Origin of the sequence: Streptomyces sp. NPDC015346 (assembly GCF_043078785.1) — a bacterium.
GTDB lineage: Bacteria > Actinomycetota > Actinomycetes > Streptomycetales > Streptomycetaceae > Streptomyces.
The window spans coordinates 150,238-167,629 of record NZ_JBIBTW010000007.1 but is presented as its reverse complement, the minus strand read 5'-3'; the positions used below and the strand labels follow the sequence as shown (position 1 = coordinate 167,629).

The 17,392-nt window shown below is 73.1% G+C and carries 13 protein-coding genes and 1 tRNA gene; 10 read left to right on the top strand and 4 right to left on the bottom strand.

The genetic code is table 11. The features are described from left to right. Nucleotides 1–61: 61 nt before the first annotated feature. Nucleotides 62–2,815, bottom strand: coding sequence for an SCO7613 C-terminal domain-containing membrane protein (locus tag ACF06X_RS25130; RefSeq protein ID WP_392289556.1), 2,754 nt, complete (start codon nt 2,813–2,815; stop codon nt 62–64). 82 nt (nt 2,816–2,897) lie between these two features. On the opposite strand from ACF06X_RS25130, the gene ACF06X_RS25125 reads away from it, so the two are divergent. Both ACF06X_RS25125 and ACF06X_RS25120 read left to right on the top strand, forming a co-directional pair. Then, complete coding sequence (locus tag ACF06X_RS25125; RefSeq protein WP_392289555.1) at nt 2,898–3,356, top strand: SRPBCC family protein; 459 nt, start codon at nt 2,898–2,900, stop codon at nt 3,354–3,356. 39 nt (nt 3,357–3,395) lie between these two features. Next, nucleotides 3,396–3,467: transfer RNA gene (locus ACF06X_RS25120), tRNA-Val, on the top strand. 63 nt (nt 3,468–3,530) lie between these two features. Here the strand turns inward: ACF06X_RS25120 and ACF06X_RS25115 are convergent. Continuing rightward, on the bottom strand, nt 3,531–4,256 hold the full coding sequence (locus tag ACF06X_RS25115) for a 3'-5' exonuclease (RefSeq protein ID WP_392289554.1): 726 nt from the start codon (nt 4,254–4,256) through the stop codon (nt 3,531–3,533). 120 nt (nt 4,257–4,376) lie between these two features. Here ACF06X_RS25115 and ACF06X_RS25110 point away from each other — a divergent pair, with 120 nt between their 5' ends. The 4 genes from ACF06X_RS25110 (at nt 4,377) to ACF06X_RS25095 (ending at nt 9,275) form a co-directional block, all read left to right on the top strand. Continuing rightward, a complete protein-coding gene (locus ACF06X_RS25110; protein ID WP_392289553.1) occupies nt 4,377–4,952 on the top strand; it encodes a DUF4365 domain-containing protein in 576 nt (191 codons plus the stop codon). After that, the gene (locus ACF06X_RS25105; protein ID WP_392289552.1) at nt 4,952–6,271 is read left to right on the top strand and encodes a hypothetical protein; all 1,320 of its coding nucleotides are present in this window, start codon (nt 4,952–4,954) and stop codon (nt 6,269–6,271) included. The genes ACF06X_RS25110 and ACF06X_RS25105 overlap by 1 nt, the downstream gene beginning before the upstream one ends. A gap of 206 nt (nt 6,272–6,477) precedes the next feature. Beyond that, nucleotides 6,478–8,454 (top strand): threonine--tRNA ligase, encoded by a 1,977-nt coding sequence (thrS, locus tag ACF06X_RS25100; RefSeq protein WP_392289551.1) that lies wholly within the window; start codon nt 6,478–6,480, stop codon nt 8,452–8,454. 248 nt (nt 8,455–8,702) lie between these two features. Next, nucleotides 8,703–9,275 carry an HIT family protein gene (locus ACF06X_RS25095; protein ID WP_392289550.1) on the top strand — a complete coding sequence of 191 codons (573 nt, stop codon included), beginning with the start codon at nt 8,703–8,705 and terminating at the stop codon, nt 9,273–9,275. A 53-nt stretch (nt 9,276–9,328) separates the two neighbouring features. On the opposite strand, the gene ACF06X_RS25090 is transcribed toward ACF06X_RS25095, so the two are convergent. Continuing rightward, nucleotides 9,329–10,984 (bottom strand): hypothetical protein, encoded by a 1,656-nt coding sequence (locus ACF06X_RS25090; protein ID WP_392289549.1) that lies wholly within the window; start codon nt 10,982–10,984, stop codon nt 9,329–9,331. Between the two features lie 190 nt (nt 10,985–11,174). Next, complete coding sequence (locus ACF06X_RS25085; protein WP_392289548.1) at nt 11,175–13,382, bottom strand: elongation factor G-like protein EF-G2; 2,208 nt, start codon at nt 13,380–13,382, stop codon at nt 11,175–11,177. 264 nt (nt 13,383–13,646) lie between these two features. Between ACF06X_RS25085 and pgsA the strand changes: the two genes are divergently transcribed. From pgsA to ACF06X_RS25065, 4 genes are all read left to right on the top strand, one after another. Next, entirely contained in the window at nt 13,647–14,408 is a 762-nt protein-coding gene (pgsA, locus tag ACF06X_RS25080) for a phosphatidylinositol phosphate synthase (RefSeq protein WP_392289547.1), read from the top strand. Further along, nucleotides 14,405–15,319 carry a phosphatidylinositol mannoside acyltransferase gene (locus ACF06X_RS25075; protein ID WP_392289546.1) on the top strand — a complete coding sequence of 305 codons (915 nt, stop codon included), beginning with the start codon at nt 14,405–14,407 and terminating at the stop codon, nt 15,317–15,319. Before pgsA ends, ACF06X_RS25075 begins: the two co-directional genes overlap by 4 nt. After that, nucleotides 15,316–16,476 (top strand): glycosyltransferase family 4 protein, encoded by a 1,161-nt coding sequence (locus ACF06X_RS25070; RefSeq protein WP_392289545.1) that lies wholly within the window; start codon nt 15,316–15,318, stop codon nt 16,474–16,476. The genes ACF06X_RS25075 and ACF06X_RS25070 overlap by 4 nt, the downstream gene beginning before the upstream one ends. 281 nt (nt 16,477–16,757) lie before the next feature. After that, nucleotides 16,758–17,300, top strand: coding sequence for a hypothetical protein (locus ACF06X_RS25065; RefSeq protein WP_392289544.1), 543 nt, complete (start codon nt 16,758–16,760; stop codon nt 17,298–17,300). Nucleotides 17,301–17,392: the final 92 nt, after the last annotated feature.

Sequence of the window (17,392 nt, the reverse complement as noted above, 5' to 3'; positions counted from 1 at the left end):
CGAAGGCCCGGAGACTGTTCGCAGTCTCCGGGCCTTCGGCGTTCCCCGTACCGCCGGCGCGTCAGCGCATCCGACCCAGCCGCTCACGCAGCCGGCGCGCGTCCCGCAGCCGCTGCTCGTACGTCGCACCCACCGCCAGGAGCAGCACGCCCGCCAGCGCCGGCGGCAGCCAGCGCGGCAGCGCGCCGACGACCTGGACCACGTACGGCGCCAGCTCGTGCAGCGCGTCCAGGGCCAGCACCGCACCACCGAGGACCAGCAGCGCCTGCAGCCGGAACCGCGCCCCCAGCAGCGTCACGACCAGCGCCGCCGCGCCCAGGAGCAGCGGACGCGTCCAGTGCGGGTCCGCCCAGGCCGTGGCGAGGCTCGGCAGCAGCGTCGCCGCCAGGCCGGGGCCGTACGCCGTCCAGGACGACGCCTCCGGGTCGCGCCGCCGGCGCAGGACGCCCACCACCAGCGCGGGCACGCTGACCGGCAGCGTGTACGCCTCCGGGGTCTCCACGTCCCAGACGGCGAGCCGCACCCAGGTTGCCAGGAGGAACAGGCCGGCGGCCGTCCAGGAGGCGAGCACGCGCCGCTCGGGCCGTACCGCCGTCGCCGCCGCGATCACTCCGCCCAGGGCCAGGACGAGGGCGAGGACGGCGGGGCGGGAGTCGGCGAAGCCGAGGGACAGCAGACCCACGGCCGCGCCGGTGATCTCCAGGGGCGGCGCGACCGGGTGCCGGCGCAGGCGCGCGCCGACCGCGGCGGTCGCCGCCGGGACGGCGAGCAGGGCGAGGGCGGTGTGGTGGTCGGCCAGCTCCGAGGCCGCCGCCCCGGCGAGGACGAGCCCGGTCGCCGCGACCACCGCCGCGCACGCGGCCACGGCCCGCCGGGCGCCGTCGGCGAGGAACGCCACGGCGGTGAGAAGGCCGAGGAGCACGCCGAGCGCGGCGAAGGTGGCCGCCCGGGTGTCGAGAGCGAGAGCCGTCGCACTCGCCGCGGAGGCGAGACCGCAGCCAAGCCCGCTCCAGGCGAGGACCTCGCGGGGCGGCATTCCGGGCGAGGCCGCCCGGGAGGCGGCCGCCGTCGTACCACCGGCCCCCCACCCTTGCCGGGCCGCGCCGAACCCGCGCGGGGCGCCCGCGGAATCCGTACCGGAGCCTGGGCCGCCGGAGTGGGCCGGCGGGGATTCCGGCGCGGCGGAGCCGAGGGCCGGTTCCGGTCCGTCTGCCCGGGCGTCGGTGGGTGCGTCGGACTCGCGCCGGGTGCCCGCGCCGGTCCCGAGGGCCGGCTCCGGGCCGACGGTCTCGGCGTCGGTGGGTGCGTCGGACTCGCGCCGGGTGCCCGCGCCGGTCGGCAGGCCGGGTTCCGGTTCGCCCGCTCCGGCGTCGGCCCGCTCGGCGTCCGTGGTCCCCCTCTCCGCTGCCGTGGCCAGGCCGTCGCGGCCGGCCGCAGGGCCCGGTGCCGGTACCGGCACACCTCGGGTCAGGATCCCCGGCCGGATCGCCGCGTACAGCGCCGCCGCCGTGGTCAGGAGCTGTGCGCTCACGGTGGCGGCGTACGGCAGCTCCAGGGACAGCGGGAGCGCCGTGAGCGTCGCCCATGCCAGGAACAGCGCGCCGCAGCGGGCCCGGAGGCGCGGCACCGGAGCCAGGGCCGCCGTCGCGAGCAGCAGTACCAGCGGAGCCGTCGAGGGGTACGAAGTGAGGTACCGCGCCGCGTGCTCGCCGGACCAGACCTCCGTCGTCCGCGCCGCCGGTGTCACCAGCGCCGCCACCGCCGGCGGCAGCGCCCAGGCCACGCCTAGGGCCAGCACCCCGCCGCCGGCGCCCGCCAGACCGAGCTTCACCGCACGCGGCGCCGAGGAGCGCAGCACCCCGGCCAGGGCCACCCCACACAGCACGTATCCGGCCACGACCCAGTCGCCCGGGACCACCGCGCGTAGCACACCGCCCACCGCCACGACCGCCGCCAGACCCGCCACAGCCGAACCGGCCACCGCCACGCGGGCGGCGCGCCAGGCCAGGCACAGCGCCAGCGCGGCGCAGGCCAGCAGCAGCGCCCCCGCCGGTATCGGCGACGTCAGCGACAGCCGGGCGCCCGTCAGCAGCGCCCATCCACCCAGCACACCGGCGCCGGCGCACGCCGTCGTCCGTACCGCCGCCGGCTTCATCCACAGCACCACCGCGAGATCCAGCACGGCCGTCGCGAGCGCCGCCCAGGCCAGCGCCAGAGGGCCGCCGTCCGCCGCCAGAACGCCCAGCGGGAGCGGCAGTTGAGCCGCCACCACCGCCGTCGGCAGCGGAACCCGCAGCCGCCCGAGCGCCGAGCCGTACGCCGCCCAGGCGCCCGCGAGCACCGCCGACGCCACCGCCGCGTACGCCAGAGCGTCCGTGCCGGTCAGCGCCGCCCGGTGCAGCGCGTACGCGTCGAGCACCATGAGGGCGAGACCCAGCGCGGCCACCGCCTCCGCCGTGGAGGCGAGCCCGCGCCGCAGCAGCACCACCGGCACGGACAGCGCCGCCGACGTCACCACGAACAGCACGGCGGCGCGGCCGCCGATCCCCATGGAGCCCCAGCTCACCAGGGTGAAGGCGACCGCCGCGATCGTCAGCAGCGCCCCGCCCAGGGTCAGCAGTACGTTCTGCGCGCTGCGCGGGGTCGAATCAGCGACCGGGCGCGGCGGCACGGGGTGCGGGGCCGCGGCGACCTGCCGCAGCACCTGCAGCAGCCAGGCCCTGCGGGCCATCAACTGCGATCTGCGCGCGTCGAGTTGAGCCAGCTCGCGGTCGACGAGCACAAGCTCGTCCGCGGGCGGCAAGGCATTGTCCATAGCCGGAGTGTGGCGCGGGACACAACCGGAGTCATGCGCGGACGTACTCATATCCCGGCGTGAGTACGTACACACTGGGGACATGGACTGGTTCCGCTATCGCTTCCGCAGCGTCTGGCGGTTGGCCGCCCCGCCCGCCGCCGTCTACGCCGTGCTCGAACGCGGCGAGGACTATCCCCAGTGGTGGCCCCAGGTCCGCGAGGTCGTCACCCTCGACGAGCGCACCGGCACCGCCCGGTTCCGCTCCTTCCTCCCGATCGACCTGGTCGTCACCGTCGAGACCCGGCGCGGCGACCCCGTCGCCGGCGTCCTGGAGGCCTCCCTGCGGGGCGACCTGGAGGGCTGGGCGCGCTGGACCCTCACTCCGTACGGCACCGGCGCGGGCACCGGCACCCGCGCGCTCTACGAGCAGGAGGTCGAGGTGACCAGACCCCTCATGCGCCGGCTCGCCGTCCCCGGCCGGCCGGTCTTCCGCGCCAACCACGCCCTGATGATGCGCGCGGGACGGCGCGGGCTCGCCGCCCGGCTGCGGCTGGTTTGAACGAAGCCCGTCCCGGCCTGTATGGTTCAACCCGTTCCCGGGCGATTAGCTCAGCGGGAGAGCACTTCGTTCACACCGAAGGGGTCACTGGTTCGATCCCAGTATCGCCCACCGGGAGAGGCCGGTCCGTCGAAAGACGGACCGGCCTTCCGCATTCCCCGGGCCGGCCGAGCCTCACGCGGCCTGCCGCAGCTCCGGACGGAGCGGCCACGCCGGATCCACCGCCTCCGGCGTCCCGTTGCGCGCGAACCACGCCTGGAGGCCCCGCGCCTGGGCCGCGTGCCACACCGCCTGCAGGGTGTGCAGCTCGGCCGGTGACAGGCGTTCGAGCCGGGACGCGAAACGCCGCGCCACCGCCCGTACGACATCCAGCGCGGCTGTCGCGTCCGCCGCCGCGTCGTGCGCGCCGTCCAGCTCCACGCCGTACTGCGCGCACAGATCCGTCAGCGTCCGGCGGCCCTTGCGGTAGCGGTCCAGATGCTTGTCGAGCACCCGCGGATCCAGCACGCACAGCGACGTGGTCTCCAGATAGCGGCCCAGCGAGGACGCGCGGTGGCGGCGCAGCTCGCGGTCCAGGATCGTCAGGTCGAACGGCGCGTTCATCACCACGAGCGGCCGGCCCGCCGCACACTGCTCGGCGATCGCCCGTGCCACCTCCTCCATCACCGGCGCGGGCCACCGCCCGTTGCGCCGCAGATGATCGTCCGTCAGTCCGTGTACCTCCGTGGCCGCGGCGGGCACCGGAATCCCAGGGTTGACCAGCCAGCGTGTGACCCGCGGGCGTCCGCCCGCCGTGTCCTGGACGACGAGGGCGGCCGAGACGATCCGGTCCTCCTCGACATCAACTCCCGTGGTTTCCGTGTCGAATGCGGCCAGGGGTCCTTCATACCAGTGCGTCATCCCCGAACTCCTCGCACATATGAGGCAGATGGCGATCCCCCTGCCCGAATCGGTGATACCCGGGCTGTTTGCGCCGTACGCCGTCCGGTGACAACACAGATGACGGGGAAGGGAATTGACATGGCGCTCGCCCAGCCCGAATCGGGAGGGCTGCCGCCCCAGCGGGCAGCACCACTGCGCGGCTCACTCGCCACCACCGCCTGCATGGAGACGCTTCAGGTGGGCTATCTGCACGCGGTCGCGGCGGCGGCGGGCTGCTCGCTGTCGCAGCCGTTTCCGGACAACGGCATCGACTGGCACGTGAGCCACAGCGCTCCCGGCCACACGGTCGACGACGAAGTGACCATCAAGGTGCAGCTCAAGTGCACCTACCAGCTCCCGCCGCGGACGCCGGGACCCGCGTCCGCGGCGTTCTCGTTCACGCTCGACAACGACCACCTGGTGAAGCTGGCGCGGACCCCCGTCTCGGTGCACAAGATCCTGGTCGTGATGCTCGTCCCGCGCTCGCGGGACGACTGGCTGCGGGCCGGCCACGACGGGCTCGACCTGAGGCACTGCTGCTACTGGATCAACCTGGCCGGACATCCGGTCACGGGACGGCACCGGACCACGGTGCGCATCCCGACGGCGCGGATCTTCGACGACCGGGCGCTCTGCGAGATCATGGCCCGGGTCGGCTTGGGAGGGAGACCTTGATGCACCGGCCGATCGAGGAACCAGGAGGCGGGACCGGGGGCGGGTACGGCCACGGACCCGTCACGCCGCCCTTCCGCCCGCACCCGCCGCCCGGCGAAGGACCGGGCCCGGGCCACGGGAGCGGGTCGACGCCCGCCGGACCGGTCGCCCCCTGGGCCGAGGCGGGGGGCGTCCCGGACCCCGGGCGCGTCGATCCGCTCGTCCTCGGCGCCCTCCTCGCCCGCCACGGCTGGCGGCGGCGGGGCGGTGCCGCCGGGCGGTACAGCCGCTGGACCCCGCCGGGGGCGACGGGCTCCGGGCCCACGAGCCTCCTCGTGCCCGAGAGCCGCGCCTTCCCCGACTGCGAGGACCTGCTCGGCGAGGCGCTCACCGCGCTCGCCCGCAGCGCCGCGCCGTCCGCGCGGGAGGTGCTGGTCGGGCTGACCGTGCCCAGCGACGAGATCCGCTGGTGGCGCGACGTCCCGCCGGGCCCCGCCGGCACAGTGCCCTGGACCGTCCAGGAGCAGCTGAGGTCCGCCGCCCGTCAGCTGCTGCTGGCCGGCGCCCTCGCCGTCCGGGGCCGTGCCGGGTACTACGGCGCGCGGCACCGCCGCCAGGCGCAGGCGTCGCTGGAGGGCGTCGCCGTCGGGGCGGCCCAGGGGGGCCGGGGGCTGACCGCCTTCGTGCCCGTCGACCCGGGCCGCGCCATCGCCGTACGCCTCTACCACGCGCTGTACGCGGCCCGGGAGGCCACCGACTATCAGCGGGCCACCGGCGGGATGGAGGCCTTCGACGCCGCCGTCGAGGCGGGGGTGAGCCGGGAACTCACCGAGGCGCTGGTCGCGCTGGTGCGCGGGACCGAGGGGGCCAGGGTCGCGCTGGAGTGGGCGCCCGCCGCCGGGACGCCAGCGGGCTGTGCCCCGCGGCCCGAGCCCGTGGAGTTCTCGCCCGGGGACCTGCCCGCGCTGCGCGAGGCTGGCGCCCGCTATCTGACCGGCGAGCCGTCCGTGCCGGTACGGATCACCGGGGCCGTGGTCCGGATGCGCCGCTCGGGACCGCGCGGGGAGGGCACCGTACGGCTGCGGGTCCTGGCCGGCGCGGAGGTGCCGCACGTCAGGGTGACCCTGGACGAGGAGTCGTACCGCACGGCGGGGCACGCGCACCTCGTCGGGCTGCCGATCCGGGTCCTCGGCCGCCTGGAGAGCAGGGGCGGGTTCCGGCGGCTGACCGACGCGTCCGGGGTCGTACCGGTGCAGGTGGACGACGCGGAGCGGGACCGGCTGATGAAGTCGCTCCACGAGAACCTGGACTTCTTCGAGGAGGCCTGCGGAGGCGAATGACGGGGGAGCGGACCTCGCGCCCGTGCGGCCCGCGGGCCCGCTCGGGGCGTCCGCTGGGGCGCGCCCCCGGGCTCCCGGCGGTAATCGTTTCGCGGCCCGGGGGCCGGGCTCGGTACGATCGACGGCGACGCGGCACCTCGTCTCTGCCGCGCACCGCCGACGCCGGCACTTCGTGTCTGCCTGCGCCCTATGGAAGAAGAGCATTCGTGTCTGATGTCCGTGTGACCGTCCAGTCCGCCTCAGGAGCCGAGGAGCGGGCGGTGAGCGCGGGCACGACCGCCGGCGCGCTGTTCGCCGACGACCGGTCCGTGATCGCCGCCCGTGTCGGCGGTGAGCTGAAGGACCTCACCTACGCCGTCGCCGAGGGCGATGTCGTCGAGCCCGTCGAGATCTCCTCCCCGGACGGTCTCGACATCCTGCGCCACTCCACCGCGCACGTCATGGCGCAGGCCGTGCAGGAGCTCTTCCCCGAGGCCAAGCTGGGCATCGGCCCGCCGGTCCGTGACGGCTTCTACTACGACTTCGACGTCGAGAAGCCGTTCACCCCCGAGGATCTCAAGACCATCGAGAAGAAGATGCAGGAGATCCAGAAGCGGGGGCAGAAGTTCGCCCGCCGCGTGGTGAGCGACGAGGAGGCCCGCGCCGAGCTCGCCGACGAGCCGTACAAACTGGAGCTCATCGGCATCAAGGGCTCGGCCTCGACCGACGACGGCGCGAACGTCGAGGTGGGCGGCGGCGAGCTGACCATCTACGACAACCTCGACGCCAAGACCGGCGAGCTGTGCTGGAAGGACCTCTGCCGCGGTCCCCACCTGCCCACCACCCGGAACATCCCGGCGTTCAAGCTGATGCGCAACGCGGCCGCCTACTGGCGCGGCAGCGAGAAGAACCCGATGCTCCAGCGGATCTACGGCACCGCGTGGCCGTCGAAGGACGAGCTGAAGGCCCACCTCGACTTCCTCGCCGAGGCCGAGAAGCGCGACCACCGCAAGCTCGGCAACGAGCTCGACCTCTTCTCCATCCCGGACGAGATCGGCTCCGGCCTCGCCGTCTTCCACCCCAAGGGCGGCATCATCCGCCGGGTCATGGAGGACTACTCGCGCAAGCGCCACGAGGAGGAGGGCTACGAGTTCGTCTACTCGCCGCACGCCACCAAGGGCAAGCTGTTCGAGAAGTCGGGCCACCTCGACTGGTACGCCGAGGGCATGTACCCGCCCATGCAGCTCGACGACGGCGTGGACTACTACCTCAAGCCCATGAACTGCCCGATGCACAACCTGATCTTCGACGCGCGCGGCCGCTCCTACCGGGAACTGCCGCTGCGACTCTTCGAGTTCGGCACCGTGTACCGGTACGAGAAGTCCGGCGTCGTGCACGGTCTGACCCGGGCCCGCGGCTTCACCCAGGACGACGCGCACATCTACTGCACCAAGGAGCAGATGGCGGAGGAGCTCGACAAGACCCTCACCTTCGTCCTGAACCTGCTGCGCGACTACGGCCTGACCGACTTCTACCTGGAGCTGTCCACCAAGGACCCGGAGAAGTTCGTCGGCTCGGACGAGATCTGGGAGGAGGCCACCTCGGTCCTCCAGCAGGTCGCCGAGAAGCAGGGCCTCCCGCTCACCCCCGACCCGGGCGGCGCCGCCTTCTACGGCCCGAAGATCTCGGTGCAGGCGAGGGACGCCATCGGCCGTACCTGGCAGATGTCGACCGTGCAGCTGGACTTCAACCTGCCGGAGCGCTTCGACCTGGAGTACACCGGCCCGGACGGCACCAAGCAGCGCCCGGTCATGATCCACCGCGCCCTGTTCGGTTCGATCGAGCGCTTCTTCGCGGTGCTCCTGGAGCACTACGCGGGCGCGTTCCCGGCGTGGCTGGCCCCGGTGCAGGCGACCGGCATCCCGATCGGCGACGCGCACATCCCGTACCTGCAGGAGTTCGCCGCCAAGGCGAAGAAGCAGGGGCTGCGGGTGGAGGTCGACGCCTCCTCGGACCGGATGCAGAAGAAGATCCGCAACGCGCAGAAGCAGAAGGTGCCGTTCATGATCATCGCGGGTGACGAGGACATGGCCGCGGGGGCCGTCTCCTTCCGCTACCGCGACGGTTCCCAGGAGAACGGCATCCCGGTCGACGAGGCCATCGCGAAGATCGCCAAGATCGTCGAGGACCGCGTCCAGGTCTGACCGCAGGGCACGGTCGTACGGTCATGAGGCCCCCGGGGGATCTCCCGGGGGCCTCTTCGTCGCGCACGTCCACCAGACCGAGGACGCGGACCGCGTAGCCGGCGAGGTACGCCACGGAGGCGACCGCGAGCGGGGTCGCCGTCCGGCGTTCCCAGCGTTCCCGCCGCCGCTGCCTGTCGTTCATCGGATCAGCATCGCCCTCCCAGGAGATCCCGCCCCGGGGACACCTTCCGAACGGGCGAAGCAATATGCTGCTCAGCATGACGATTGAGCCGGAACAGCAGATCGGAGTGGGGACGCAGGACGCGTTCCAGCGCCTGTGGACGCCGCACCGGATGGCGTACATCCAGGGCGAGAACAAGCCGACCGGTCCAGGGGCCGAGGACGGCTGTCCGTTCTGCTCGATTCCGGCGAAGTCCGACGAGGACGGGCTCGTCATCGCGCGCGGCGAGCATGTGTACGCCGTGCTGAACCTCTACCCGTACAACGGCGGCCACCTGATGGTGGTGCCCTACCGGCACGTCGCCGACTACACCGGCCTGGACGCCCCGGAGACCGCCGAGCTCGGCGAGTTCACCAAGCGGGCGATGATCGCGCTGCGGACGGCGTCCGGCGCGCACGGGTTCAACATCGGCATGAACCAGGGCTCGGTGGCGGGGGCCGGCATCGCCGCCCACCTGCACCAGCACGTCGTGCCGCGCTGGGGCGGCGACACCAACTTCATGCCGGTCGTCGGGCATACGAAGGTGCTGCCGCAGCTCCTCGCCGACACCCGCGCGATGCTCGCCGCCGCCTGGCCGGCCGCCTCCGAGCCGGCGTAGCCCCACCTCGACGGCGACCCGGCGACCGGGCGGCAACCGGGCGGCGACGGCGCCTAGGCGTCGTAGATGTCGGCCTTCTTCGGCCCCGGGTCCTGGATGGTGCCGCTCAGGATCAGCGAGCGGTTGGTGAAGCGCTCCGTGTCCACGCCGTGATCGTCGAGCACGGCGATCGTCGCGGCGTGCACCGCGCGCATCACGGGGGTCGCGGTACGGATGGCGTCGTCGGCCATGAAGCGGTGGCGCCAGGGCTGCGCGGCCCAGGCGTGCCGCAGGCCGAACGGCTCGGGCAGCACGAGCTTGCCGCCGAGGAAGTCCAGGACCGGCGGGAACCAGGTCAGCGGGGCGCGGACGGCGAGACGGACCACCTCGTCGGTCTCGACGAGCGGCAGCTTGATCTCCCGGGTCTCCCAGAAGCGGACCGTCTTGGAGACCTCCTTCGTCTTCGCCTTCGGCTTGGTGGTGAAGAGCGAGTGGACCGGGCCCAGCGCGTGCCCGGTGACCTCCACGCGCAGCGTGTGCAGCAGCGAGGTCACCGTGATCATCATGGTGAGGACGAGCTGGCCGTCCCAGAGCGTGAACTGCACCCCCAGGTAGTGGCGGTTTCCGGCGCCGAACTGCTGGTCGTTGCAGATGCGCTGTATCTCGTGCGGCTTGACCTGGTAGTGGACGATGTTGTCGCCCTCGGGGCGGGCGACCTCGTCGGCGCCCTCGCCGACCGGGGAGACGATCCAGTGCTTGACGGTCGGCTTGGGGAAGCCGGTCTTGAGCGAGCCCCGCTCCAGGAGCGTGAGCTGGTCGTGGATCTTCCGGACGACGTCCCAGGCGCGGAAGTCGTGGATCTCCCGGCCCTCCTGGGGGACCAGCTCCTCGGCCAGTGTCCAGCTGCCCCAGCGGGTGCCCATGCCCAGTATTCCCTTGGGCCCCGCGTAGAAGACGACGTTGGACTGCTGCTCGGCGGTGAGCTTCTCCAGGTTCTGGCGGAGGTCCTCGGCCGCCTTCTCGGTCGGGTCCTGCGGCACCGCCTCGGGGATCTTGGCCCCGATCCCGCCCCCGCTGAGCAGGGCGTCCCACCGCGCGCGCAGGTCCTGCGCGGTGGACTCGCAGATGCGCTTGGCGAGGAACCAGCCGATGACCGGGGCCACGATCATGGCGCGGAGGTAGATCGCCGGCAGGCCGGTGAACGGCAGCTTGAACAGCATGAGCACGGCGAGGATGCCCGCCCCGACCAGCAGGCCGGTGCCCAGCGCGCTGGTGCGCTTGTTCTCCGTGCCGGCGACCATGCGGCGCAGCTGGATGACGCCGAGCCAGAGCAGCAGCCCGGGCAGGAAGAGGATCCCGAAGACGAGGGTGACCAGGGTCAGCTTGACGTCGCGCTGCTTGCGGATGCGCGTGGCGGCCAGGCAGTGCTCGACCACCGGCTGGGGTTCGGTGCCGAAGGACTGGATGAGCGGCTTACGGGCGCCGCCGAGCATCCGTACCTGGACCGCCCGCGAGAAGGCCTCGCCGAGGTCGGGCCGGAAGAGCTTCCACTTGGCGTCGGTGACCTTGGACGTGTGCCATTCGTTGTTGGCGTCCAGGATCGCTTCGACCTTGCCGTCGCGGTACGCGGCGGAGGCGAGGGCGTGCGTCGCCGCCGTCTGCCCGTCCGAGCCCTGGAGGGGAATCTGCGCCCCGGGTCCGAAACTGCCGATCGTCACTGATGCCCCCATCGCCGCGTGCCCGCGTGGTTCACCGCGTACCCTCTGCGGCCTGTTCCCAACTACCGCGCCCCGCACACCTTCTGAGCTGGGCACCACAGCGTAGCCGGGTACCGGCGGACGCGTCACGAGTCGGCCGAATGACGCCCCCGCCGGGGGAGTTGAGGGGGCGTCATTCGGCCATCGGCTCTCCGGCTCGTACCTATGACCCCTTTTCGGCCTGTTCGCGGATCTTGTCCGCGAGGTGCGGCGGCATGGCCTCATGGCGGGCGTACGTGCGGTCGAAGCGCCCGGTCCCGTGCGAGACGGAGCGCAGGTCGACGGCGTACCGGTCGATCTCGATCTCCGGCACCTCGGCGCGGACCACGGTCCGGCCGGGGCCCGCCTGATCGGTGCCGACGACCCGGCCGCGCCGCCCGGAGAGATCGCTCATCACCGGCCCCACGTACTCGTCGGGGACGAGGACCTGGACCTCGTCGACCGGCTCCAGGAGCTGGATGTCCGCCTCGGCCGCCGCCTCGCGCAGCGCCAGCGCACCCGCCGTCTGGAAGGCGGCGTCGGAGGAGTCGACCGAGTGGGCCTTGCCGTCCCGCAGGGTGACCCGGACGTCCACCAGCGGGTACCCGGCTGCGACTCCCCGCGCGGCCTGGGCCCGTACCCCCTTCTCGACGGACGGGATGAACTGGCGCGGCACGGCACCGCCCACCACCTTGTCGACGAACTCGACCCCGCTGCCGGGCGGCAGCGGCTCGACGTCGATCTCGCAGATCGCGAACTGGCCGTGGCCGCCGGACTGTTTGACGTGCCGGCCGCGTCCGGCCGAGGGCCCGGCGAAGGTCTCGCGGAGCGGCACCTTGTGCGGGACCGCGTCGACCTGGACGCCGTACCGGTTGCGCAGCCGCTCCAGGGCCACCTCCCGGTGGGCCTCGCCGAGGCACCACAGGACCACCTGGCGGGTGTCCTGGTTCTGCTCCAGGCGCATGGTCGGGTCCTCGGCGACGAGCCGGGCCAGGCCCTGGGAGAGCCGGTCCTCGTCGGCCTTGCTGTGGGCCTCGATCGCGAGCGGGAGGAGGGGGTCGGGCATCCTCCACGGCTCCATGAGGAGCGGATCGTCCTTGGACGACAGCGTGTCCCCGGTCTCCGCGCGGCCCAGTTTGGCGACACAGGCGAGGTCGCCCGCGATGCACCGGCCGAGCGGGCGCTGCTGCTTGCCGAAGGGGGAGGTCAGCGCGCCGACCCGCTCGTCGACATCGTGGTCCTCGTGCCCCCGGTCGGCGAGCCCGTGACCGGAGACGTGGACGGTCTCGTCGGGGCGCAGGGTGCCGGAGAAGACGCGGACCAGCGAGATCCGGCCGACGTAGGGATCGGAGGCGGTCTTGACGACCTCGGCGACCAGCGGACCCTCCGGGTCGCAGGTGATCGGCGGACGCGGCACGCCGTCGGGCGTGGTGACGGCGGGGGCCTCGCGCTCCAGCGGGGTCGGGAAGCCGCGGGTGATCAGCTCCAGGAGTTCGACCGTGCCCAGACCCTGTTTGCCGCCCTCGGCGGCGGGCGCCGCGGCCAGGACCGGATGGAAGGTGCCGCGGGCGACGGCCTTCTCCAGGTCGTCGATCAGCGTCTTGACGTCGATCTCCTCGCCGCCGAGGTAGCGGTCCATGAGGGTCTCGTCCTCGCTCTCGGCGATGATCCCCTCGATCAGCCGGCCGCGGGCCTCCGCGATGAGCGCCTTCTGGCCGTCGTCGGGCGCGACCTCCTGGCGGACACCCGTGGAGTAGTCGAAGATCCGCTCCGAGAGCAGCCCGACCAGGCCCGTGACCGGCGCGTGCCCGTCCGGCGCCTCGGGGCCGAGGACCGGCAGGTAGAGCGGGAGCACGGCGTCGGGATCGTCGCCGCCGAAGATCTCACCGCAGACGCGGGTCAGTTCGGCGAAGTCGGTGCGGGCCGTGTCCAGGTGGGTGACGACGATGGCGCGGGGCATGCCGACTGCGGCGCACTCCTCCCACACCATGCGCGTCGAACCGGCGACGGCGTCGGCCTCCTGCGCCGCCGAGACGACGAAAAGGGCCGCGTCCGCCGCGCGCAGACCGGCCCTGAGCTCCCCGACGAAGTCGGCGTATCCCGGAGTGTCGAGGAGATTGATCTTGCACCCGTCCCATTCGAGCGGGACGAGGGAGAGCTGTACGGAACGCTGCTGGCGGTGCTCGATCTCGTCGTGGTCGGAGATCGTCCCGCCGTCCTCGACGCGGCCCGCCCGGTTGACCGCCCCCGCGGTCAGCGCGAGCGCCTCGACGAGGGTCGTCTTGCCCGATCCGCTGTGGCCGACCAGCACCACGTTCCGTATGTCCGCGGGCCGGTCGGCCGTCGGAGCCCTGCCGGCGGCCCCGGAGTGTGCGTTCGCCTTGTCGCCCATGGTGTTCCTCCCGATCGCTTGCACCGATCGATCCGCACGGTGCGGCGGGGCGCGGGCGCGGGGAGTGGGCGCGGCGTGCTTCGCGTGCGGCTCCGGCGGTGCCCGCGGTCGTTCTTCGAGCTTTGCACCGTCGTCATGGTGCGTCCATACGTCGTACGCGACGCGGCGGGGCGGGTGCCCGGCCGTACGGCGGGTTGGCGCTGGCTACGATGGGCGAGCCGGTGGTCGTAGGGGCCGCGCGGCCCACCGAACCTCGGGAAGGCCATGCTGAACAAGTACGCGCGTGCATTTTTTACGCGTGTCCTCACACCGTTCGCCGCGTTTCTGCTCCGCCGGGGTGTCAGCCCCGACGCGGTGACGCTCATCGGCACGGCCGGAGTGATGGCGGGTGCCCTGGTCTTCTTCCCCAGGGGAGAGTTCTTCTGGGGCACGATCGTCATCACCCTCTTCGTCTTCTCCGACCTCGTCGACGGCAACATGGCCCGTCAGGCCGGGATCTCCAGCCGCTGGGGCGCGTTCCTCGACTCGACCCTCGACCGGGTCGCCGACGGCGCCATCTTCGGCGGCTTCGCGCTCTGGTACGCGGGCAAGGGCGACAACGACGTCCTGTGCGCCGTCTCCATCTTCTGCCTGGCCAGCGGCCAGGTCGTGTCGTACACCAAGGCGCGCGGCGAGTCGATCGGCCTGCCGGTCGCGGTCAACGGTCTGGTGGAACGCGCCGAGCGACTGGTGATCTCGCTGGTCGCCGCGGGCCTCGCCGGGCTCCACGCCTTCGGCGTGCCGGGGATCGACGTCCTGCTGCCGATCGCGCTGTGGATCGTGGCCGTGGGCTCCGCGGTGACGCTGGGTCAGCGCGTGGTGACGGTACGACGCGAGTCGGCGGAGGCGGACGCGGCGACGCCCGGGTCCGCCTCCGGGTCGGAGTCGGGGTCGGGGTCGGGGTCCGGGTCCGCGTCGGGGTCCGAGTCCGGGTCCGGGTCCGGGTCCGGCGGAAGCGCCGCACGGGGGAACGAGGCCACGTCATGAGCGGGACGAGCGCTTTCAAGGACAGGGTGACCGACGGGCTGTACGGGTTCGGCTGGGCGACGGTCAAGAAGCTCCCCGAGCCGGTCGCGGTCGGCCTCGGCCGGCGGATCGCCGACCTCGCGTGGAAGCGGCGCGGCAAGAGCGTGCTGCGCCTGGAGTCCAACCTCGCGCGCGTGGTGCCGGACGCCACGCCCGAGCGGCTCGCGGAGCTGTCGCGGGCCGGCATGCGCTCGTACATGCGGTACTGGATGGAGTCCTTCCGGCTGCCCGCCTGGAGCAGGGAACGGGTGGGAAGCGGCGTCCACATCCACGACGTCCACCGCCTGACGGACGGACTCGCCTCGGGACGCGGCGTCATACTCGCCCTGCCGCACCTGGCCAACTGGGACCTCGCCGGCGTGTGGGTGACCCGCTCGCTCGGCGTGCCCTTCACCACGGTCGCCGAGCGGCTCAAGCCGGAGAGCCTCTACGACCGCTTCGTCGCCTACCGCGAGTCGCTCGGCATGGAGGTCCTGCCGCACACCGGGGGCTCCGCCTTCGGCACGCTCGCGCGGCGCCTGCGGGCCGGCGGTCTGGTCTGCCTCGTCGCCGACCGCGACCTGTCGGCCTCCGGCACCGAGGTCACCTTCTTCGGCGACACGGCGCGCATGCCCGCGGGACCGGCGATGCTCGCCCAGCAGACGGGCGCGCTGCTGCTGCCCGTGACGCTCTGGTACGACGACACCCCCGTGATGAAGGGGCGCGTCTACCCGCCCGTCGACGTACCCGAGTCGGGTACCCGGGCCGAGAAGACCTCCGTCATGACACAGGCCCTGGCCGACGCCTTCGCCGACGGCATCGCGGACCATCCGGAGGACTGGCACATGCTCCAACGACTGTGGCTCGCCGACCTCGAGGAGCGACAGCCTTGAGGATCGGCATCGTCTGCCCGTACTCCTGGGACGTACCGGGCGGCGTCCAGTTCCACATCCGCGACCTCGCCGAACATCTGATCAGGCTCGGGCACGAGGTGTCCGTCCTCGCCCCGGCGGACGACGAGACACCGCTGCCGCCGTACGTCGTCTCGGCGGGCCGCGCCGTGCCGGTGCCGTACAACGGCTCCGTGGCGCGGCTGAACTTCGGCTTCCTCTCGGCGGCCCGGGTACGGCGCTGGCTGCACGACGGCACCTTCGACGTGATCCACATCCACGAGCCGGCCTCGCCCTCGCTGGGGCTCCTCAGCTGCTGGGCGGCGCAGGGGCCGATCGTCGCCACCTTCCACACCTCCAACCCGCGGTCGCGGGCCATGATCGCCGCGTACCCGATCCTGCAGCCCGCGCTGGAGAAGATCAGCGCGCGGATCGCGGTGAGCGAGTACGCCCGCCGGACGCTCGTCGAGCACCTCGGCGGCGACGCGGTCGTCATCCCCAACGGCGTGGACGTGGACTTCTTCGCGCGCGCCGAGCCCAAGGCGGAGTGGCAGGGGCAGACCCTGGGGTTCATCGGACGGATCGACGAACCCCGCAAGGGGCTCCCGGTGCTGATGAAGGCCCTGCCGAGGATCCTCGCGGAGCGGCCGGAGACACGGCTCGTCGTCGCCGGGCGCGGCGACGAGGAGGAGGCGGTGGCCTCGCTGCCGCGCGAGATGCGCTCGCGGGTCGAGTTCCTCGGCATGGTCAGCGACGAGGACAAGGCGCGGCTGCTGCGCAGCGTCGACGTGTACGTGGCGCCCAACACGGGCGGCGAGAGTTTCGGGATCATCCTGGTCGAGGCGATGTCGGCGGGGGCGCCGGTCCTCGCGTCGGACCTGGACGCCTTCGCCCAGGTCCTGGACCAGGGCGGGGCGGGCGAGCTCTTCGCCAACGAGGACGCGGACGCGTTGGCCGACGCGGCGATCCGGCTCCTGGGGGACGAGTCGCGCCGCAAGGAGCTGCGGACACGCGGGAGCGCGCATGTGCGGCGCTTCGACTGGGCGACGGTGGGGGCGGACATCCTGGCGGTGTACGAGACGGTGACGGACGGCGCGGCCTCGGTGGCGACGGACGAACGCACGGGTCTGCGGGCGCGGTTCGGGCTGGCGCGGGAGTAGACGCCCTCCTGCCGGGCCACCCCGCCGTCCGGGGCCCGGCGGTGCGTGCCTCCCGGCGCGCGCCCTCGGGCCACCCCGCCGTCCGGGGCCCGGCGGTGCGTGCCTCCCGGCGCGCGCCCTCGGGCCACCCCGCCGTCCGGGGCCCGGCGGTGCGTGGTCCCGGCGCCCGCCGTCCGGGGTGCGCCCCGGGTCCGCCGGTGCGAGGTCCCGGCCCCCGCGTTCCGTCGGTGACCGGCTGACCGTGGGGGGCCGGCGTGATCGCCCCGGTAGCCTGTGCGCCCGTGACACAAACCCTGATCTGGACCGTCGTCGCGCTGATCGCGATCGGCCTGTACCTCAGCTGGACCGCCGGACGCCTCGACCGCCTGCACGCGCGGATCGACGCCGCCCGCGCCGCACTCGACGCCCAGTTGCTGCGACGGGCTTCGGTCGCCCAGGAGTTGGCCACGTCCGGCGTGCTCGACCCCGCCGCCTCGATCGTGCTCTACCAGGCGGCCCACGCCGCCCGGCAGGCCGAGGAGGAGCAGCGTGAGGTCATCGAGAGCGAGCTGAGCCAGGCCCTGCGCGCCGTGTTCGGGGAGCCCGAGCAGGTCGAGGCGGTGCAGCAGGCCCCCGGCGGCGAGGAGGCCGCCCGCGAGCTCGCCGCGGCCGTCCGCAGGGTTCCGATGGCGCGTCGCTTCCACAACGACTCCGTACGCGCCGCGCGGGCGCTGCGCCGGCACCGCACGGTGCGCTGGTTCCGGCTGGCCGGCCACGCCCCGTTCCCGCTGGCCTTCGAAATGGACGACGAGCCACCGGTTGCCCTTGCCGATCGCCCGACCTGATCCCCGTCACCTGCGAAAACGATCCACCGGCTCCACATTGGCCCTTGCTGTGGACCCCTAGTGGCCTGTTTCCTCACTGGTGTCTCAACACC